This is a genomic window from Halosegnis rubeus (genome assembly GCF_009184545.1).
Taxonomy (GTDB): Archaea; Halobacteriota; Halobacteria; order Halobacteriales; family Haloarculaceae; genus Halosegnis; species Halosegnis rubeus.
In genome coordinates, this window is the sequence record NZ_QJOW01000001.1 from 670,608 (window position 1) to 689,911 (window position 19,304).

Below are 19,304 nucleotides of genomic sequence, written 5' to 3' on the forward strand. Positions count from 1 at the left end.
GGCCTTGCTTCGCGCCCCGGATAAGGATGCTGGATGCGCCGGCTACTCGAACGACCCGAGCGACGACTGAAGCGGTCGCTCGTCGCAGTCGGTGAGTTCGTGGCCGACGAGATCGCGCATGTCGACCGCGTAGGTCGTGCCGTCGCGGTCGAGGACGAGAATCCGACCCTGCACGCCACGGACCGTCCCGGACGCCAGCGTCTCGTGGACCGGCTGGGTCGCGAGGTCGAGAGCGTAATCGAACCGGAACGTCGCGAGCGGGTCGTACTCCTCGAGCAGTTCGTCCCACGCAGCAGCGTCGACCGACCGGGCGAGACTCGCGAGCTTGCGCCGCGTACGGACGCGCTGTGTCAGGTCTCGACCGAGCCGTTCTTCCACGTCTCTGGCAGTGTCGCCATCCGGGACCGTTTGGAGGTGTGCGCCGCGGTCTGCACCCTGCTCGCGGAGCCGGGTCTCCAGCCGGTCGCGGCGCGTGATACCGACTTTGAACACGTCGGGCGCGAAGGCGGCGAGATAGACGGCGTGCTCGCCGGTGCGCTCCCGGAGCGTCGATTCGTCGAACTGGGATTCGTGTCGTCGACAGTAGGGCGTCCGCGGCTCCTGACACGGGATGTGGTGGTCGTTCTGTATCGTCCCGGCGCAGTGGCGCTCGCCGAGTCCGTGCGTGAGTTCCGTCCCGGCTGTGAGCGTCAGCCGTTCGACGGGGCCGCCGCCCGCGAGCAAGAGAGCCGACTCCGGCACGGGACGATATCCGACGACCTGCATGTGTCCCACTTCGGCGAGACGCGCAAGTGTCTGCCGGTCGCTACTCGGCGAGCAGTTCCTGCACGCACCGCCGGACGGCGTCGTCGCTCGACTCCTCCGGTTCCCAGCCGAGCGCCGAGAGCTTCTCGACGGACAGACGCATCCGGGGCACGTCCCCGGTCCAGCCGCGGTCGCCGCCGGTGAAGCTGTACTCAGGGTCGAGTCCCATCTCGTCGGCGACGATGTCGGCGATGGTCGTCACGCTCGTCGTCGTGCGCGTGCCGAGGTTGTAGGTGTTGACCGGCGCGTCGGCGTGTTCGACGACGTGACACATCGCGTCGACGCAGTCGCCGATGTGGAGATACGACTTCTCCTGTCGCCCGTCGCCGAGAATCTCCAACTCGTCTGGTGACTCCTCCAGCTTCTGGATAAAGTCGGGAATGACAGAGCCGAGTTGGAGCCGCGGTCCGACGATGTTGGCAAATCGGAAGTTCCACACCGTGAAGCCGTGGCTGTGGGCGAACACCGAGAGCAGCCCCTCCTCACCGAGCTTCGAGGCACCGTAGATGGAGATGGGTTCGAGGGGGGCGAAGTCCTCCGGCGTCGGACGCGGCGCTTCCCCGTAGACGACCGACGATGAGGTGAACGCGATGTGCTCGACGCCGACCGCGTGCATCCGTTCGACGACCGTCTCGGTGAGTTCGTTGTTGACGCGGTACTGTTCGATGTCATCGCGTGCCGCGTCCTTGTCGGCAGCGAAGTGGAAGACGATGTCAGTCTCCGGCGTGATGGCCTCGACGACTGTCTCGTCGTCGATGAGGTCCCCTTCGACGACGGTTGCGTCCTCGTGCACCCAGTCGCGCTCGCTGTTGCGGAAGTCGTCTACGACGACGACCTCGTTGTCGGCGACGAGTCGCTCGGTGAGGTGCGAGCCGACGAAGCCCGCGCCGCCCGTGATGACGATACGCTTGTTCTGGAGGTCCATACCGACCCTCGCGAGCGCGCTCCCGTAGACGTTCCGAAAGCAGGAAGCCCGGGCGCTCACGAGTGTACGTATGAACGACTCCGATGTCGTCGTCTGTCGGCTCAGCCACCGGCCGGGCCGGGACGACCGCATGACGACACACGTAGGGCTGACGGCGCGGGCACTGGGTGCCGACCGCGTCGTCCTCCCCGACAACGCCACCGGGTCAGCCGAGACGGTCCGAGACATCACCGACCGCTTCGGCGGTCCCTTCGAGGTCGAACTCAGCGGCGAGACGAAGGCGCTCGTCCGCGGCTGGGATGGGACGGTCGCACACCTGACGATGTACGGGCTCCCGGTGCAGGACGTGGAGACGGAGCTACGCGAGGCAGTCGCGTCCGAACCGCTGCTGGTCGTCGTCGGTGGCGAGAAGGTCCCGTTCGAGGTGTACGACCGCGCTGACTACAACGTGGCCGTGACGAACCAACCCCACTCCGAGATTGCGGGGCTGGCCGTGTTCCTCGATAGAGTGTTCGACGGCGCGGAGCTGGAACAGCCGTGGGCGAATGCAGACCGAGTCGTCGTGCCGAAAGAGACCGGGAAGAAAGTCGTCGAGCCGGACGAGTAGGGCAAACAGGTGACACCCGCAGGTCCCCGACCGGTGTGTCACGCAGTCATCTGGGTCGGCCGGGGCAGGCCACAGCGCACGGGGCCGGTGGTGCGCCATCGGTCATAAACGCGGGGTCTTCCCGGAGGCTTTAAACAACTTCCTCACCCTATTTTAGGTAATGGCGTACGATGACCTTCTGGAGAATCCAGTCATCCAAAAGTATCTCCACGAGCTCGTCGGTCCGACGGGTATGCCGGTCGCGGCGGCACCACCCGAGGGGGAAGTGACCGACGAGGAGTTGGCCGAGGAGTTGAATCTGGAGCTGAACGCGGTGCGGCGCGCGCTGTTCATTCTCTACGAGAACGACCTCGCGAGCTACCGACGGCTCCGCGACGAGGATTCGGGGTGGCTCACCTACCTGTGGACCTTCGAGTACGAGAACATCCCCGAACAGCTCGAAGAGGAGATGCACCGGCTGCTCGACGCGCTCATCGAACGGCGCGAGTACGAACTCGAAAACGAGTTTTATCTCTGTGAACAGGACTCGATTCGCTTCGAGTTCGGCGAGGCGATGGAGTACGGCTTCGAGTGTCCCAACTGCGGCGAACAGCTCGTCGACATGAGCAACGCACGGCTCGTGGACACGATGGACGAACGCATCGACTCGCTGCGCGATGAACTCCACCGCCATCCGAAGCAAGAGGCGGACGCCTGATGGTCGTTCTCGCGACGAAACTCTACGTCGGCGGCGATGCCGGCGACCGCGCGCTCGACTCGCTCGACTCGCTCGTGGCCAACGACCTCGGTGACCTCGACGTGGAGTGGACGACTGGCCTGCGCGACGACGACTTCCCGTCGGTGACGCTCACCGGCGACGACGCGCCCGTGGCCAGAAACGTCCTCACCGAGGAGTGGGGCGCGATTACGCCCCACCGCGACGCCGGCGAGACGTACGTCGGCACGCTCGACTCGTGGGACGAGGACGGGTTCGTTCTCGACGCCGGCGAGCCGGTGTACATCCCGACGGACGAACTCGGACTCGGAGCCGGAACGCCCTCACAGATTCGGACTCGATACGGTCTCGTCCAACACGTGCCGTTGCGATTCGTCGAGGGTGAGGAGGGGGAGCCGGCACGACTCGCCGACTCGGAGCGGGACCGCCTCTACGACTGGACGCGCGCCGACAACGGCCGCGTGAACGTGAACTCTGCGACGCGTGCGGAGGTGCGTGCAACGGTCAACCGTTCGGGCCACGCCGAGGATATCATCACGGTCGAGCGACTCGGCCTGCTCGAACAGAGTATCGTCTGTCGACCGGCGACGGACCCGCCGGGGCTGTTGTCCGACATCGGTCCGCATCTCCCCGCGGAGATGCTCTGTATCATCCCATGAACCGACGGCTCGCACTCGGAATCCTCGGTCTCGGTCTCCTCGCGCTCACCGCCGGGTGTACGAGCTTTCTCGGCCCGGGCGAGCCGGACCCCGGTGACCTGACCGCAAACGAGACGTACGACTGGGACGCCGGCGTCGACGCAGACCTCGACGTGAACAAGCGGAACGTGACTGCCGTCTTCGACGTTCGGAACCGCACGGACGGGCTCGACGACTCGGACCCGACGTTCCGGTTCTACGGTCGCGGCACGCTCGCGACCGAACAGCCCCAGCGACTCACGGCGGTCCAGTTCCGGTACGCGAACGGGACACAGGTCGCCTTCGAGAGCGTCGACGGCGAGGCGCGCTCGGTCGTCACCTACACCAACGGCACGACGGCACAGCTCCCGGTGTTGTCGGTCGAGCGAACGAACGACCGGACCGTCGTTCACCTACCGACGAACGAGAGCGGACAGTTGGGCGTCACGCTCCCGAAAGACGGCAAACAGGTATCGTTTCCCGACTACGTCGAGGGAAGCTACCAGATGCGACTCCCCGAGAGCGCCCGCGTCGGCGTCCCACTCCTCTCACAGGTGCGGCCCGGGACGAGCGACCGAACCGTGGCGAACGACCGGCTCCTCCTCTCGTGGGAGGGCGTGGACGCGCCGACGCTCGTCGTGCGCTACTACCTCCAGCGTGACCTGCTGTTGTTCGGCGGTCTCGCAGTCGGTGCGACCCTCATCGGGCTCGGCGGTGCGCTCTACTACTACCGCCAACTCCGCGCGACCCAGAAGAAACGCGAGGAGGTGGGCCTCGACATGGATATCGAGGACGACGACCGGAATCGACCGCCGCCCGGGATGGGGTAGCGGCGAAGACTGAAGCCGCGGGCTGCCGAAAGGCGGGCATGCGCGCTGGAATTTTAACCGTCGGCGATGAGCTGCTCGCCGGCGACACCGTCGACACGAACGCGACGTGGCTCGCTGAGCGGTTGACGGATCGGGGCGTCACCGTCGAGCGAATCAGTACCGTTCCCGATCGCACGGAGGCGATTGCCGAACTCGTCGCCGAGTACAGCGACCGCTACGACGTGGTCATCGTCACCGGTGGGCTGGGACCGACACACGACGACGTGACCATGGACGGCGTCGCCGCCGCGTTCGGCCGTGAACTCCGGACCGACGAGCAGGCGCTCGAGTGGCTCGAAGCAGACGGCTACAGCCGGGGCGACCTCGCAACCGGGACCGCGGACTTGCCCGAGGGAAGCGACCCGCTCCATAATGAGGCCGGCGTCGCTCCGGGATGTATCCTGGAGAACGTCTACGTCTTCCCGGGCGTCCCCGACGAGATGAAGGCGATGTTCGAGTCGGTCGCCGACCGCTTTGCCGGCACGATACGCCACGTCGAACACGTCACGATAGACGAAGCCGAGAGCGCGCTCATCGAGCGATTCGCGCAGCTGCGCGAGCAGTTCGGCGTGAAGGTCGGTTCGTATCCCGGCGAGACGGTCCGGGTGAAGATCGAACACGAAGACGAGTCGGTCGTTCGGGAGGCCGCTGCGTGGCTGGAGGCGAACGCCGTCGTCAGTTGACGAGCTTGTAGTACCAGCCGCCGACGAGCGCCAGCCCGCCGAGGGCGACAATCCAGCCAGCCACGTCGATGATGCCGGTGTTGACCGACTCCTGAAGCAGTGTAAACATAACCGGGCCAACGACTCCGGCCGTCTTAATCAGTTCGGAGTCGCCTTTCGGTTGCGGCGAATATCTCGAACTGTTTATCTTTCCACGGTCGAACGTACGGGTATGTCTGGCACAATCGAGCGCCCGAGCATGGAGTTCGACCTGCCGAGCGAACACCGGATGATTCGCGACACCGTCCGGGACTTCTGCGAGGCCGAAATCGAGCCGATTGCACAGGAGATCGAGGACGAGCATCGGTTCCCGCGGGAAATCTTCGACCAGCTCGCCGACCTCGACCTGATGGGCGTCCCCGTCCCCGAGGAGTACGGCGGCGCTGGCGGCGACTACCTGATGTACGCGGCCGTCGCCGAGGAACTTGGCCGAGTCTCGGGGGCAATCGGACTTTCCTACGTTGCTCACACCTCGCTGGGGCTGATGCCAATCGTGAAGTTCGGGACGGAGACTCAGAAGGAGAGGTGGGCCAAGCCGCTCGCCCGCGGCGAGGGGATGGGTGCGTGGGCGCTCACCGAGCCGTCGTCAGGGTCCGACGCCAGCGACATGGATACGATGGCCGAGAAGGATGGCGACGAGTACGTCATCAACGGGACGAAACAGTTCATCACGAACGCGAACGTCGCGAACTCCGTGCTCGTGAAGGCGGTCACCGACCCCGACGCCGGTTACGGCGGTATCTCGACGTTCATCGTCGACCCCGAGGAGGACGACGGCTTCGAGGTCGTCGAGGTGTGGGACAAGATGGGGCTGAACGCCTCGCCGACCTGCGAACTGAAGTTCGACGACCTCCGCGTGCCCGAGGACCGACTGCTCGGCGAGGAGGGCGACGGCTGGGAGCAGACGAAGGCGACCCTCGACGGTGGCCGCATCTCCATTGCCGCCCTGTCGACGGGGCTGGCACAGGGAGCCTTCGAGGCGGCCCGCGACTACTCGACCGACCGCGAGCAGTTCGGCTCGCCCATCTCGAAGTTCGACGCCGTCCGCGACATGGTGGTCGACATGGACCGGAAGATCGAGCGCTCGCGGCTGCTCACCCACAAGGCGGCGACGATGTACGACGCCGGCGAAGACGTGACCCGGATGTCTGCCCTCGCGAAACTCGACGCGTCCGAGGCGGCCCGCGAGGTCGCAGAAGACGCCGTGCAGGTCCACGGCGGCTACGGCTACACAACCGACTTCGCGCCACAGCGGTTCTACCGCGACGCGAAGCTGATGGAGATCGGCGAGGGAACGAGCGAGATTCAGCATCTCGTCATCGGTCGCGAACTCGGCCTGTAGGACCGACGGGACTTACTTTTCGACCGCCGACCGTCGGGTATGGGAACACCGCTCGACACGCGAACCGAACAGGCACGCGAGGTTGTAGACCGGCTCTACGCCGAATACCCCGAGCCGACGATTTCGCTCAACTTCGAGTCCCGGCTCGAACTGCTCATCGCGGTCGTGCTCTCGGCGCAGTGCACCGACGAGCGCGTGAATCAGGTGACCGAAGACCTGTTCGAGAAGTACGAGTCGGCCGAGGAGTTCGCCGCGGCGAGTGAAGAGCAGTTGGCGGAGGACATCTACGGTATCACCTTCCACAACAGCAAGGGCGGCTACCTGAAGGGCATCGGCGAGCAGTTGGTCGAGAACCACGACGGCGAGGTGCCGGACACGATGTCGGCGCTGACGGACCTGCCGGGGGTCGGTCGCAAGACCGCGAACGTCGTGCTCCAGCACGGCCACGACCTGACGGAGGGAATCGTCGTCGACACACACGTCCAGCGCATCTCCCGACGGCTCGGTCTCACCGAGGAGGAGACGCCGGCGAAAATCGAACGGGAGCTGATGGAGTTGATTCCCGAGTCCGACTGGAAGGAGTGTACCCACCTGTTCATCGAGTTCGGTCGCGACACGTGTACGGCCCGCAGTCCGGCGTGTGACGGCTGTCTGCTCGCCGATATCTGTCCATCCGAGCAGGGCGATTCGGAGACCGACCTCGCGAGCGGCGAGCCGTGGTGAAGAACTGGCGCGACGTTCGCCCCCAGGTGCTCGGCGTTGCGCGCCGGGGCGAGGAGCTACTGGTCGAGTACTACGAGGGACCCGACGAGCAGTTTCACCGACCTCTCGGCGGCGGTATCGAGTTCAACGAATCGAGCGCCGAGGCTGTCGTCCGGGAGTTCGATGAAGAACTTGGAAACGCAGTTGAGCCGGGTGAGGTGCTCGGCACGATAGAAAATCAGTTTCGATGGGACGGCGAGTCGTTCCACGAACTGGCAGTCGTGCGTGCGGTATCGTTTCGGGACGAGGCGGTCTACGAGCGCGAACAACTCACCGTCACGGAGACGGACGGGTCGCGTCGGCCGGCGACGTGGGAACGACTGGAGTCCTTCGACGATGAGACGCCGCTCCTGCCTGCCGGTATCGAGCGACTACTGCAGGGTGAAGAGACGCACGTCGTCTCGCCGGCTACAGATACCGAATCGCGTAGCGAGTGAGTCCGGTGAGCCACGCGAGAATCCAGAAGAAGGTGTAGCCGAAGACGCCGATGCGGAGACGGGTGCGCCAGTGGTCCATCCGGTCGCCGCCGATCTCACCGAGGAGCACGTCCTCGTCGTAGTCGTGATAGAGGTCGTGTTCCCACTTGGCGCGGAAGATACGGACGATGCCGGTGAACCCGAACGCGAGGAAGGCGTAAGCGGTGAGCCCGACGAACGCGTGGACGACGGCGTAGCCGCTGAACTGCGTGCTGTTGTCGCCGAGTCCGAACAGGCGGGGAGCCATCCAGAGGAGTAGCGGGACCGTCGTGAGAGTGAGTCCGGTGACGATGTATTTCAGATGCCACGTCAATACGCCCCACGTTATCGGGTCGTTGTCGATCATAATCCACGCGCCGTAGAGGAAACACGGGAGGCTCACAGTCACGGCGAGCGCGACGACAGTGGCGATAGTCCCGGTCGCGACCATAACCGACATGAGGGGCGGGCCGCGCTTAAGCGGTCGCGTTCGAAATCCCGACAAGAGTTTACCAACCAAGGCCGAACGTTGGGGCAATGAGTGACGCCCGTACCGACTCGGGCGACGACACGGTCGAGTCGGCTGTCCGGCAGGTCGACGAGGCGGAGTCGGACGACTCGCTCTCGACCGAGGAACTGCGCGCACAGGTCGAAGCCGAGTACGACTTCGATGACTTCACGCCGAGCGACATGGCGCGGATGTCTCCCGAGGAGTGGGACGCCGTCTTCGACCCCGACTCGTGGATTACGGGCGATGAACTGCTCGAACGGCTGGAGGCCGACCTGAAGAGCCGCATCGCCTCCCGGGACGTGTTCGCGCGCATCGAGCGACTCGACAACCCCGACCGGCTGGTCGCCTACTCCGACGAGGGGTACGCGGTCGTCTACGCCGACGGGAGCATCGAGGGGGAAGGGACCGTACTCCGAGACGTGAAGCCGTCGGTCGCGCTGTGTTCGATGGACGACTACACCGTCACGGAGCCGCCCGAAGACGCCGAGCTACCTGAGCCGACGACGGTCCCCGAAGGCTCCGGCGAGTTCGGTAATCTGATGATGCAGCTCATCGCCGGCGCGATGTTCCTCTCGGGGCTCATCCTCGCGGGTGGAGCGGCCCTCTCGGGCGGACTCGGTATCATCAGCGGTACCATCGGGCTGTTGTTCCTCGTCGGTGGCTTCCTGCTCTTCTTCACGGTGGCGAACGCCCGGCTCTCCGACCGGTTCCGCGCGGAGGAGTATCGGAACCGACTGCGCGCGGTCGGTGTCGGAGAGGACGAACGGCCGGAGTTCCTGCCCGAGAGTGCACGGGAAACAGCCTCGCTCGAAGCCGACGCCGAGCAGGCAGGCGGCGAAGCGGCGAGCGACGGGGAGACGGACGACGGGCCGTCGGCCGATGAGACTCCGGAAACGGAGTCTGAACGGTAAGGGCTGAACGCAGGAAAGCCGCCGGATGAGGCGGACCTTCGGAGAATTTATACGCGGACAGGCCCGAGACTTCGACGTTCATGAATAGACGGCAGTTTCTGCGAACTGCGGGGGGTGCGACGGCCGCAGCGGGAGCGGTCGCCGCGTCCGGGACCGCAGCGGCGCAGTCACAACAACCGGACTTCGGCGGGTGGCTGGGCGGTGTCGACGGTGGGTACACAGACGCCCGTGGCGAAAGCGAGGTGACCGTGGAGGTCGGTGCATCCGGTAACGGCGGCAGTCTCGCCTTCTCGCCGGCCGGGCTGTGGGTCGACCCAGGCACGACCGTCATCTTCGAGTGGACCGGCGAGGGTGGCAACCACAACGTAGTCGCACAGGAAGGCCCGGCGGCGCTCGACAGCGGCGAAACCGTCGGCGAAGCCGGTTACACCTACGAGTACACGTTCGAGGAGGGTGGAATCACGAACTACGCGTGTGCGCCACACCAGTCGCTGGGAATGGTCGGTGCGGTCGCCGTGGGCGGCGACGTGCCGACGGTGTCGACCGGCGGCGGCGGCGAGGCAGACCCCGAACACATGGGCGTGGCGATTCAGGCCCACTACGTCGGCATTGCGACGATTCTCGCCATCCTCGTGTCCATCATGTTCACGTTCTTCCAGCTGAAGTACGGTGAATCACCGAACGCGAGCGGAGGGACCTAACCATGAGCTCGGGCAACAACACATACGGCGACATCCACCGGTACGAGCCAGCACGCGAGTCGACGGCAGCGGCGATTGCGATCGTCCTGCTGACGGTGCTCGAAGTGCTGTTCATCGGTCTGTTCACCTACGGTCTCACGGCCGGCGGGTGGGGCCGTTCGGAGTTCGGGAACATGTTCCTCGGTGGGCTGTTGACGCTCACGCTCATTGACCTGGCGTTCATCCTCTTGTTGTACCGCAAGGAGTTCCTCCCGGACGTGATGATCGTGAAGAAGCGCCGCCGCAAGTGGGAGGACCTCTACATCCGGGAGGAGGACATGGACGGCGAGCAGCTCGGCGGTGACGCATGGGACAGCATCAAACGCGCAGTGTACCCCTACTACAAGAAATAACAATGCCACTTGACGAAGACAAATATCCGATGGAATCCGGGCGGCGACGGTTCGTGAAAGGCGTCGTCGGCTCGGCCGCGCTCGCCGGCGTCGGGACCGGCTCGGCGATGGCGATCGGTGCGACGACAAGCTCCAGCGGTATCGGGGGCGGGACGACGATGGCGATGGCCATCGAGAACACCGACGGTCCAGCGCCGCGCGGGATGCCGATTATCCCGCTCACCATCGAAGACGGTGAGCTACAGGGCGTCTGGCCGGAGGTCAGCGAGGTCACCAAGGGCGGACAGACGGTGAACGTTGCAGAGACGGAGTTGGGCGGCGTAACCTACTCCTCGCAGTGGTTCCAGTACTGCGGGGTCCAGACGTATCCGGGCACACAGCCGACCGCAGACCAGGACAACACCTTCCGTGTCGGTGCCAGCGCCGGCTACGACTGGATGAGCGATCTCGAACCCGGCGAGCCGCTCACCGTCGATATGTTCGATGACTACGAAGAGTGGGGCAACGGCATCGGACAAAGCGGCGTCGGAAAGCCGGCGACAGGGCGCTGGCGGTCCGAGGACGTCGATCAGACGATGCCGATTCAGGTGCTCCGTTCTACTCGTATCGAGGAGATGGCACAGGACGACGAGTTCCTGAGCGCCGCGACCGACCAGGGGTTCATCGCGTGGCTCAACAAGTGTACCCACTTCTGTTGTGTCCCGGGGTTCAAACAGCTCGAAGGCTCGGCGAACTTCGGCGCGGAAGACCGGGTGTACTGTCAGTGCCACCAGTCGGTGTACGACCCGTTCAGTCCGGTCCAGACGACGTTCGTGGCACTTCCACGACCGGAGGAGTAACGTAGCTGGGATGAGTTTATGAACACACAGCCAAAGGGGCGACAATGAGCTTAGAACGAAAAGACGAACACGACCACAAAGGGTGGATGCAAGAGCGGGATCTCACTCCCGTCGAGTCGATCTACCTGACGGTTCTGATGTGGCTGGACAAGCGGCTGCGCATCGTTGATTATCTGGAGATTCTGGAGAATCTCTACTACAAAGTCAACATGCAGATGCCGAAGAGCCACACGGAACAGTACAACCTCGACAACAAGTTCTGGTACTGGTACCCGCTGTACGCGTTAGGGAGCTTCAGTACCATCGCGTACGTTGTCGCAGCAGTCTCCGGTGCGCTGCTCGGCTTCTACTACAGCCCTGCTGCCGCAGGGGCGTCCGGCTCACCGACCGTCGCGTACGAACAGATCACCTTCATCATGACCGACCTAAACCTCGGATTCTTCCTCCGGAGTCTCCACCGCTGGTCGGCACAGGTGATGGTGGCGGCGGTGTTCCTCCACATGCTCCGTGTCTACTTCACGGGCGCGTACAAGGAGCCACGAGAGCTCAACTGGATCATCGGCATCGTGCTCATCTCGCTGACGATGGTCTTCGGGTACACCGGGTACCTGCTCCCGTGGGACCAGCTCGCCTTCTGGGCGGGACAGATCGGCGTCGAGATGGCGCTGTCGGTCCCGGTCGCCGGCGAGTGGGCGGCACAGTTGGTGTTCGGGGGATTCACGCTCACGCAGTCCACGCTGCAGCGGATGTACATCCTGCACGTGTTCTTCCTCCCGTTCATCGCGACCACCGTGATTGCGATTCACATCGGCATCGTCTGGATGCAGGGAATCGCGGAGCCACACTAACATGAGCGACACAAACGACGACAAAGACGTAGCCGCAGACGGCACTGGTATCGTCGCTCCCGACGACGAGACGCCGACGTGGCGCGAGCGGAAGGAGCGAACCGAGGGACTCTCGCGGCTCACGTACGAGTACTTCGAGCGTGCACGCCGAGAGGACCAGGACCTGCGCATCGAGTCTGACTACGTCGAGCGCGACGTGCTCGCGTTCCCGACGTGGCCACACGAGATGGTGCGGAACCTCGCCCTGACGAGCTTCTTTGTCGGGATGATAATCTTCCTGGCGGCGGCGCTCCCGCCCCACATCGGCGCGCCGGCGAACTCGACGCAGACGCCGGCCGTGATTCTACCCGACTGGTATCTCTACTGGTCGTTCGGTCTGCTCAAGCTGGGACCGCTCAACCCCGAGCTGTCGCTTTTGGGTGGCTCGAAGCTGATGGCCGACCGCGCGTACGGCGTCGTCGCGAACATCGTCGTGGTTGGGTTCATCTCCATCGTGCCGTTCCTCAACAAGGGCGCGGCACGGCGACCGGTCGAACAGCCGTTCTGGGCGGCACTCGGCGTCGGTGGCGTCGTGTTCGCGTTCACCATCTCGGCGCTGGCCGTCAAGAACCTCATCTCGATGAGCAGTACCCTGCTGTTCGATCTGGCGTTCCTGCTCCCCATCGCGGCGACGTGTATCTCGTACGCCGTGCTGAAGTCGATGCGGGAAGGGTACATGTTCGAGCTGAACCGTCGCTACTACCGGCTTCGCCCCCCGAAGTAGACAAGACTCAAACCGCTTCGCCCCCTTCTTGCGTACATGTCTGAGGACCCCGACAGCGACGCCGCCGGCGGCGGGCGCGATATCGCCGTGCCGATGGAGCTGTACAAGTCCATCACGGTGTTTTCGACGCTGTTTGCCGTCGTGTTCGTCCTGCTCGCGTTCGTGATGTTCGACGCGGCGACGCTCGACCGGAGTTTCGTCCGCGGGCTGGTGCAGGACGCCTTCGGCGCTGTCGGTCTCGGCGTCGGTGGCCAACCGTTGACTATCGCGTTCGCGCTTGTTGGGTTCGCGTTCCTCACCACCGGCTCTGGAATCTACATCGTCGGGTCGCGGTTCCGCGCCGAGGAGATGGGAAATGCTAAAAACGAGGCGGACGAAACGTAGATAATGGCCGACGAATTTGCAAAGGGGTTCACGATATTCATCAGCGCCGGGCTTGCGTGGATGACACTCGCCGGCTGGTACAACACGCCGAGCTTCGAGGGAACGCAGCTGCTCGCGCCCAACCCGACCTCCGGGCTGACGGTGTACACGCAGGTTGGGCTAGTCGTGAAGGAGGCGATGTTGTGGTTTGCCGTCCTCGGGTTCCTCACGTTCGTCGTCGTGATTCCGATTGCCCGGAAGGCGCGCGACGCCTACACGGGCACACCGGAAATCCCCGAGTAATCCGGCAACCGGACGGCTTTTTCTCGTCGCCGTGAGACCAGGGCGTATGCAGCGACCGACGGTCGGCATCCTCGGTGACCAGACGGTAGCGACAGCGGTGACCGCCGCCGGCGGTGAGCCGCTCGCGGTCGACCCGACCGAGGATGCCGTAGCCGAGACGGATGTCGTCGTCGCCGTCGGCGAGGCGGGAATGTTGACCGCTGCCGACGCTGGCATCGAGTCGCCCCTCGTTCCCGTCGACGCCGGCTACGCGTACCGGTCGGTCGAACGCAGCGCACTGGAGCGTGCACTCGCTGCGGTGTTCGAACAGCGACACGAGACGGTCGAGTTACCGGTCGCGACCGCGCGAACCCCACTCGGGGAGACGCGGGCACTCGCGGAGCTCATGTTGGTAACTGGTGAACCGGCACGCATCTCCGAGTACACGGTCGTGAGTCGAGCAGAGCGGGTCGCAACGTTCCGGGCCGACGGTGTCGTGGTCGCGACGCCGGCCGGCTCCACCGGGTACACGCGGCGGGCGGACGGTCCCGTAGTCGCCGGAGGCGTCGACGCGTTCGCCGTCGTTCCGGTCGCCCCGTTCTCGACAGACGAGGACATGTGGGTCGTGCCGATGGATGGGCTGGAGCTCCGCGTGGAACGCGACGAGACGCCGGTCGAACTGCTCGCTGACGACCGCACGACCGGCTCGGTCGTGCCCGGCGAGTCGGTGCGCGTCGGCGTCGAGACCTCGCTTTCCGTCGCCGTCGTCCCCGAGTCGAGCGGTCGGTTCCGCTGACGGCTCCCCGATTGGAAAGGGCTTAATGTAGCCCGTACCGACCCTCGCGTATGGAGAACTTCGTGGCGTGGTTCGGGCCGGTGGACCAAATTCTGGCACAGAACGTGCTTTCTGCACCGCTGATTGCCTATCTGCTGCTCGGGCTGGTCGTGCTCAACATGCTGGGTCGCGCACTGGAGTACAGACAACACCAGTCACAGGCAGCGTCGGGCGACTGGCAGGACGTGACGCGACATCCGCTGCGCGTCGGGACGAACTTCCTGCTCGTGGTCGGTGCGTTCTACTACATGACCATCGCACACCACGGCGGGCTCGTGTTCTCGATGCTCGTCGCGACGGTGTTCGTGACCGACCTCTTCGAGTTCGAGTCCCGCCAGGTGGAGGTCCGCAACGACCGCGACCTCACGCCGCCGAAGGGTGCCGTGACGGCGTCCATCCTCATGCTCGCGTACATCCTCTTCCAGACGTTCTTCTTCGCTGTTGCGCCGTTCTGGAGTCAGGTCGTCTAACCCCCTGCAATTTTTTGCCGACCGTCGCACTCTCACGCTCTCTTCAGTCGTCGTCGAACGGCCAGTCGCCGGTGCGTTTCATCCCGGTCGCGAGGTCCTGGGCTTCGAGTTCCGCGGCGATGTCGGCCGTGTCACGCCGCTCTGTCGTCGTCGCGTTGCTCGCCAGTTCGACGGCCAACTCCGTGAGGACGATAGCCTGTTCGCGGAAATCGCGGAGAGCGAGCTTGTCGAGCGTGTCGGCCCGGGTGTGGCCCCACCCTCGCCCCTCGTCGCCCGTCTCCGCGTAGACGTGGAGTCCGGGGACGCCGCGCTCGACGAACGGCCAGTGGTCGCTGTGTGGACCGTGGTTCGGATTCGTGGTGAACGGCTGGTCGAGTCGGTCGCTCACTCGGTCGATGGCCGAACCGAGCGCGTCGAAGCCGTGGGTGTAGGCGGCGAGGTCCCGCCCCTGAATGACGCCGTCGAGATTGAGCACTGCCTTCACCGTCTCGGGGTCGCGCTCGGCGGCGAGATGACTGGAGCCGACCAGTCCGACCTCCTCCGCGCCGAAGCAGACGAACTCGACGCGCGTGTCGAGGTCGGTCTCGCGGTCGGCGAGCGTCCGTGCGAGTTCGACCACCATCGCCGTCCCCGCGCCGTTGTCCATCGCTCCCTCGGCGATGTCGTGGGCGTCGACGTGGCTGGTGACGAGCAGCGTCTGCTCCATGTCGGGACCGAGCGTCGCGTGGACGTTCTGACTCGTCGCGTCGCCCGTCTCGGCGCGCGTGGCGACGGTGACCTGTTCGCCCTCGTGTTCGCGGACGAGACGGCTCCCGGCCTCCTTCGAGATACCGACGGCCGGTATCTCGCCCAGCGGCGCGTCGGCCGTTCCGACGCTTCCGGTCGGTGCGAGACACCCCTCAACGTGGTTCCGGAACAGGAACGCGGCCGCTCCGTGTTCGACGGCGTCGTAGTACTTCTCCCGGCGGTGGATGAGCCGGTCGTACCACGAGGGAACGTTGCTCGCACAAACGACGACCTTCCCATCGACGTCCGCCTGCTCGAAATCCTCCGGCAGTCCGTAGCCCATATCGACGAGTTCGCCCGTCGTCTCTCCGGTTGGCGACCGAGGGAGCGCGAGACAGTCGAACTCGGTATCGCCGGCCTGGACGCGGGAGTCGCCGCGTATCCACCCTTGGATGTCGAATTCATCTGTCCGCGCGTCGTCGGCGAACTCCGCAAGCGCGTCGCGCGTCTCGCGGGCGGCCGTCGCCTCGCCGTCGGACCCGGCCATCCGGTTGCCGACGCCGACGAGCGATTCGAGATGGCTCCAGCCGACCTCGGAGGTGAACGTCTCACCAATCCACTGTGTCATACCACACCGCCGTCGCCCGAGGCGTTAGTAGTTCCCATCGCTCGTGAACCAGCATCGCTTAGGAGGCTCTCGCCCACCATGGAGTATGGTACACGACGAGCTGCCCTTCGACTTCGGGCTACTGCGCGAACTGACGGAAACCAACGGCGTCCCCGGCTACGAAGGCCGAGTTCGTGACATCGTCCGCCGAGAGCTGACCGACGAGGTCGACACGATAGAGAGCGACGGGATGGGGAATCTCGTGGGCACCATCGAGGGGACCGGCGATCAACACGTCGTCGTTGCGGCCCACATGGACGAAATCGGGTTCATGGTTCGTCATATCACTGATGACGGCTACCTCAAGCTCGACGCGCTCGGCGGGTGGGACGCGCGTGTGCTGAAGGCCCAGCGCGTCACCGTCCACACGGACGATGAGGACCTCACGGGCGTCATCGGTAGTCCGCCGCCCCACACCCTCGACGAGAGCGACCTCGAAGGCGACGACGAGGTGGCGGACGTGTACGTCGACCTCGGGCGCGACGGCGACGAGGTGACAGAACTCGTGAACATCGGCGATTTCGTGACGACCCAGCAGTTGACGGCGCTGATGGGCGAGCACGTCACTGGCAAGGCGCTCGACAACCGCGTATCGGTGTTCGCGCTTATCGAGGCTGCACGCCGTCTCGACTCGCCAACTGCGACGATACACCTTGCGGCGACGGTTCAGGAGGAGGTCGGCCTGCGCGGCGCACAAGCGATTGGTGTCGACATCGACGCCGACGTGGCCTACGGGCTGGACACGACAGTCGCGAACGACGGGCCGAACTTCTCCGCTGAGGACCGTGTGACGGCACTCGGTGACGGTGCGGGTATCAAGCTGAAGGATAGCTCCGCAATCACAAATCCGACGGTCCACCGCCGACTGACGGCCCTCGCCGAGGAGCGAGAGATTCCACACCAGCCCGAGATTCTCCCCACCGGCGGGACGGACACAGCGGGACTCCAGTTCGCCGGTGGTGCGACGCCCGCCGGTGCCATCTCGTTCCCGACGCGGTATCTCCACACCGTGACCGAAAGCATCCACGTCGACGACATCGAAGCCGGAATCGACCTGCTGGTCGCCGCGGTGGAAACGGAAGACGGCTCCACCGACTACCGGCTGTAGCCGCGGCGAATCGAAGCGGAACCTTCAGGAGTGAGTGATTCTAACGCGGTGTATGAGCAGCGACGAGCGTTCCGTCAGTCGACGTGGCTTCCTGCGTGCCTCGACCGGCGCGGCGGCCGCGAGCGGGCTTGTCGGTACCGCGGCGGCACAGGAGGATGGCAACGAGACGGACAGTGGCTCCGGTAGCGGGGGCGACCTCCCGGGCGCCGGCACGACCGAAACCGTCGTCGTCGCGCCGGGCGGTGAGTTCGTCTACGAGCCGGCGGAGCTCCAGATTCTCCCGGGGACGACGGTGAACTTCGTGTGGGAAGGCGACGGCCACAACGTCGTTCCAGGCTCCACTCCCGAGGGTGCAACGTGGGAGGGGAAAGGCGAGGCCGGCGTCCTCTTCGATTCCGGCACCGAGTACAGTCACACCTTCGAGACGCTCGGCACCTACGAGTACGTCTGTACGCCACACGAGAGCGTCGGCATGGTCGGCTCCATCGAGGTCGTCGAGGAGATCTCGACGCCGGAACCGGCACAGGGGCCACCGGAGATTCCGGACCCGGCGAAGGTGCTCGGGCTCGCCGGCACTATCGGTATCGGCGCGACGCTCGGACTCGGGTACTTCCTGATGCGCTTTGGCGGCGGCTACGACGAGGAGTAGCTACACGGAGTCGGGTCTGGTGGTAATCTCCAACTCGACAGATCGGCTCGTTCCTTCCAGGTCCTTCACCGCGCGGCGAACGACGCGTTCCGCCTCTGACTGTATCTTCGGTTTCGCCTTCTCGATGACCCAGTCCCACGAGACGAGCGACGGCAGTGGGATGACGCTCGTATCCGCCGACTCGGGCGCGAACGCCGCCCGGAAGGTGACACGCGTCGCGTGCTCGCGGTCCTCCGGCGGGGTCGCGTCTCCCAGTTCCCAGTAACCGTTGGCGTCGAGGTCCTTCGTCAGCTCCCACGCGATGCGATTTAGCGAGTCGATGTCAGTGACCCGCGAGCGGGCCGTGTACGAGAGCTTCCACCACGAGAACGTAAGCTCGTACTCCGTCCCCTCGCTGCCGTCGCCGAACCCTTCGACGCTGTCGAGATGTTTGGAGTAGCGGGCGTAGTGCGTGAAGTCGACGAGGAAGTCGAACACCTCTGTTCTGGGCGCGTACACGACGGTCTGGAGTTCGACGGCGTCCACGGGTGAGATAGCAGACACAGCCCCCTAAACACTCCGGGGCGGCGCGACCGTGAGCTTCAGGCCCGTCGGCTCGTACCCTCGCGTATGAGCACCGACGCGGTCATCGTCGGCGGCGGAGTCGCGGGGCTGACAGCGGCTACCTACACCGCCCGCGCCGGCGTCGACACGACGGTCGTCACGGACGGCGAGTCGACGCTCGCCCGCAACGCACACTTAGAGAACGTCCTCGGCTTCCCGCGTGGAGTGAACGCCCGCACATTTCTCGAACTCTGTGTCGAGGGGGCACAGGAGGCCGGCGCGGCGTTCACAGAAGGACGAGTTGCACGGGTCGAACCGACCGCCGACGGCTTCGCCGTCGAAACCGCCGACGGAACGTCGTTCACGGCCGACGCTGTCGTCGCGGCCTCATGGTCGGATGCCTCGTACCTCGCCGACATCGACGGGGTCGGCTTTCTCGACCGCGGATCGAAGACGTTCATCGACGCCGACGAGACCGGTCGAACTGGCATGGACGGACTGTACGCGGCTGGTCGACTCGCTGAACAGCCACACCAGACGATTATCTGTGCCGGCCACGGCGCGACGGCCGCGCTCGCGCTCATCCACGATGCCGATATCCCCTACTACCACGACTGGGTCACGCCCGAGGGGTACTTCACCGAGCGCGGTCGCGATGTACCGCCAGGCTGCGTGGAGATTCCTGCCGACGAGCGGCGCGACCGCGAGGCGCGCGCGAACGAGCGGATGCGCGAGGCGTTCGAGGAGCCACAGCCTGACGGGCCGACGATGCACCCGTCTGTCGTCGCCGCCCGCGAGGACGACGGCGAACACTGATT

At 65.2% G+C, this 19,304-nt stretch carries 26 protein-coding genes; 21 read left to right on the forward strand and 5 right to left on the reverse strand.

Annotated features, from left to right (window positions below):
• Positions 1-42 precede the first annotated feature (42 nt).
• Both DMP03_RS03590 and DMP03_RS03595 read right to left on the reverse strand, forming a co-directional pair.
• Complete coding sequence (locus tag DMP03_RS03590) at positions 43-765, reverse strand: DUF2797 domain-containing protein (protein WP_152119339.1); 723 nt, start codon at positions 763-765, stop codon at positions 43-45.
• A 40-nt stretch (positions 766-805) separates the two neighbouring features.
• Positions 806-1,729, reverse strand: a complete 924-nt coding sequence (locus DMP03_RS03595) for an NAD-dependent epimerase/dehydratase family protein (RefSeq protein ID WP_152119340.1) — start codon at positions 1,727-1,729, stop codon at positions 806-808.
• Between the two features lie 70 nt (positions 1,730-1,799).
• Here DMP03_RS03595 and DMP03_RS03600 point away from each other — a divergent pair, with 70 nt between their 5' ends.
• The 8 genes from DMP03_RS03600 to DMP03_RS03635 all read left to right on the forward strand — a co-directional run bounded on the left by DMP03_RS03600 (position 1,800) and on the right by DMP03_RS03635 (position 7,860).
• A complete protein-coding gene (locus DMP03_RS03600) occupies positions 1,800-2,336 on the forward strand; it encodes a tRNA (cytidine(56)-2'-O)-methyltransferase (protein ID WP_152119341.1) in 537 nt (178 codons plus the stop codon).
• 160 nt (positions 2,337-2,496) lie between these two features.
• Positions 2,497-3,033 carry a transcription factor gene (locus DMP03_RS03605; RefSeq protein ID WP_152119342.1) on the forward strand — a complete coding sequence of 179 codons (537 nt, stop codon included), beginning with the start codon at positions 2,497-2,499 and terminating at the stop codon, positions 3,031-3,033.
• Positions 3,033-3,710, forward strand: a complete 678-nt coding sequence (locus DMP03_RS03610; RefSeq protein ID WP_152119343.1) for a DUF2110 family protein — start codon at positions 3,033-3,035, stop codon at positions 3,708-3,710. The genes DMP03_RS03605 and DMP03_RS03610 overlap by 1 nt, the downstream gene beginning before the upstream one ends.
• A complete protein-coding gene (locus DMP03_RS03615) occupies positions 3,707-4,558 on the forward strand; it encodes a DUF5803 family protein (RefSeq protein WP_152119344.1) in 852 nt (283 codons plus the stop codon). Before DMP03_RS03610 ends, DMP03_RS03615 begins: the two co-directional genes overlap by 4 nt.
• A 38-nt stretch (positions 4,559-4,596) precedes the next feature.
• Positions 4,597-5,280: a competence/damage-inducible protein A gene (locus DMP03_RS03620; RefSeq protein ID WP_152119345.1), complete on the forward strand. Its 684-nt coding sequence runs from the start codon at positions 4,597-4,599 to the stop codon at positions 5,278-5,280.
• A 238-nt stretch (positions 5,281-5,518) separates the two neighbouring features.
• Positions 5,519-6,661 carry an acyl-CoA dehydrogenase family protein gene (locus DMP03_RS03625; RefSeq protein ID WP_152119515.1) on the forward strand — a complete coding sequence of 381 codons (1,143 nt, stop codon included), beginning with the start codon at positions 5,519-5,521 and terminating at the stop codon, positions 6,659-6,661.
• A 39-nt stretch (positions 6,662-6,700) separates the two neighbouring features.
• Entirely contained in the window at positions 6,701-7,384 is a 684-nt protein-coding gene (gene nth / locus DMP03_RS03630; protein ID WP_152119346.1) for an endonuclease III, read from the forward strand.
• Complete coding sequence (locus tag DMP03_RS03635; protein WP_172967058.1) at positions 7,381-7,860, forward strand: NUDIX hydrolase; 480 nt, start codon at positions 7,381-7,383, stop codon at positions 7,858-7,860. The genes nth and DMP03_RS03635 overlap by 4 nt, the downstream gene beginning before the upstream one ends.
• Here DMP03_RS03635 and DMP03_RS03640 read toward each other — a convergent pair.
• Positions 7,832-8,329: a DUF7321 family protein gene (locus DMP03_RS03640; RefSeq protein ID WP_152119348.1), complete on the reverse strand. Its 498-nt coding sequence runs from the start codon at positions 8,327-8,329 to the stop codon at positions 7,832-7,834. The two genes, DMP03_RS03635 and DMP03_RS03640, sit on opposite strands and share 29 nt — an antisense overlap.
• Before the next feature lie 86 nt (positions 8,330-8,415).
• On the opposite strand from DMP03_RS03640, the gene DMP03_RS03645 reads away from it, so the two are divergent.
• The 10 genes from DMP03_RS03645 (at position 8,416) to DMP03_RS03690 (ending at position 14,793) form a co-directional block, all read left to right on the forward strand.
• Positions 8,416-9,300: a DUF7319 domain-containing protein gene (locus DMP03_RS03645; RefSeq protein WP_193221852.1), complete on the forward strand. Its 885-nt coding sequence runs from the start codon at positions 8,416-8,418 to the stop codon at positions 9,298-9,300.
• Positions 9,301-9,380: 80 nt separating this feature from the next.
• A complete protein-coding gene (locus DMP03_RS03650; RefSeq protein ID WP_152119349.1) occupies positions 9,381-10,001 on the forward strand; it encodes a halocyanin domain-containing protein in 621 nt (206 codons plus the stop codon).
• Between the two features lie 2 nt (positions 10,002-10,003).
• Entirely contained in the window at positions 10,004-10,393 is a 390-nt protein-coding gene (locus tag DMP03_RS03655; RefSeq protein WP_075936660.1) for a DUF7318 family protein, read from the forward strand.
• 2 nt (positions 10,394-10,395) lie between these two features.
• The gene (locus tag DMP03_RS03660) at positions 10,396-11,232 is read left to right on the forward strand and encodes a ubiquinol-cytochrome c reductase iron-sulfur subunit (RefSeq protein WP_152119350.1); all 837 of its coding nucleotides are present in this window, start codon (positions 10,396-10,398) and stop codon (positions 11,230-11,232) included.
• A 44-nt stretch (positions 11,233-11,276) separates the two neighbouring features.
• Entirely contained in the window at positions 11,277-12,080 is an 804-nt protein-coding gene (locus DMP03_RS03665; RefSeq protein ID WP_075936658.1) for a cytochrome b, read from the forward strand.
• A 1-nt stretch (position 12,081) separates the two neighbouring features.
• Entirely contained in the window at positions 12,082-12,843 is a 762-nt protein-coding gene (locus tag DMP03_RS03670) for a cytochrome bc complex cytochrome b subunit (RefSeq protein WP_152119351.1), read from the forward strand.
• 36 nt (positions 12,844-12,879) lie between these two features.
• Positions 12,880-13,227 (forward strand): DUF7315 family membrane protein, encoded by a 348-nt coding sequence (locus tag DMP03_RS03675; protein WP_152119352.1) that lies wholly within the window; start codon positions 12,880-12,882, stop codon positions 13,225-13,227.
• A gap of 3 nt (positions 13,228-13,230) precedes the next feature.
• Entirely contained in the window at positions 13,231-13,509 is a 279-nt protein-coding gene (locus tag DMP03_RS03680) for a DUF7314 family protein (RefSeq protein WP_152119353.1), read from the forward strand.
• Between the two features lie 46 nt (positions 13,510-13,555).
• Positions 13,556-14,284 (forward strand): NAD(+)/NADH kinase, encoded by a 729-nt coding sequence (locus DMP03_RS03685; RefSeq protein ID WP_152119354.1) that lies wholly within the window; start codon positions 13,556-13,558, stop codon positions 14,282-14,284.
• 50 nt (positions 14,285-14,334) lie between these two features.
• Positions 14,335-14,793 (forward strand): DUF7313 family protein, encoded by a 459-nt coding sequence (locus DMP03_RS03690; protein ID WP_152119355.1) that lies wholly within the window; start codon positions 14,335-14,337, stop codon positions 14,791-14,793.
• 43 nt (positions 14,794-14,836) lie between these two features.
• Here the strand turns inward: DMP03_RS03690 and DMP03_RS03695 are convergent, their stop codons facing one another.
• Positions 14,837-16,147, reverse strand: coding sequence for a M28 family peptidase (locus DMP03_RS03695; RefSeq protein WP_152119356.1), 1,311 nt, complete (start codon positions 16,145-16,147; stop codon positions 14,837-14,839).
• Between the two features lie 100 nt (positions 16,148-16,247).
• Here DMP03_RS03695 and DMP03_RS03700 point away from each other — a divergent pair, with 100 nt between their 5' ends.
• Both DMP03_RS03700 and DMP03_RS03705 read left to right on the forward strand, forming a co-directional pair.
• Positions 16,248-17,294 (forward strand): M42 family metallopeptidase, encoded by a 1,047-nt coding sequence (locus tag DMP03_RS03700; RefSeq protein WP_152119516.1) that lies wholly within the window; start codon positions 16,248-16,250, stop codon positions 17,292-17,294.
• 52 nt (positions 17,295-17,346) lie between these two features.
• Positions 17,347-17,943 carry a plastocyanin/azurin family copper-binding protein gene (locus DMP03_RS03705; RefSeq protein WP_152119357.1) on the forward strand — a complete coding sequence of 199 codons (597 nt, stop codon included), beginning with the start codon at positions 17,347-17,349 and terminating at the stop codon, positions 17,941-17,943.
• Here DMP03_RS03705 and DMP03_RS03710 read toward each other — a convergent pair whose 3' ends face one another.
• Complete coding sequence (locus tag DMP03_RS03710; RefSeq protein WP_152119358.1) at positions 17,944-18,468, reverse strand: SRPBCC family protein; 525 nt, start codon at positions 18,466-18,468, stop codon at positions 17,944-17,946. It abuts the gene before it with no gap.
• Positions 18,469-18,552: 84 nt separating this feature from the next.
• On the opposite strand from DMP03_RS03710, the gene DMP03_RS03715 reads away from it, so the two are divergent.
• Entirely contained in the window at positions 18,553-19,302 is a 750-nt protein-coding gene (locus DMP03_RS03715; protein WP_152119359.1) for an FAD-binding protein, read from the forward strand.
• Positions 19,303-19,304 lie beyond the last annotated feature (2 nt).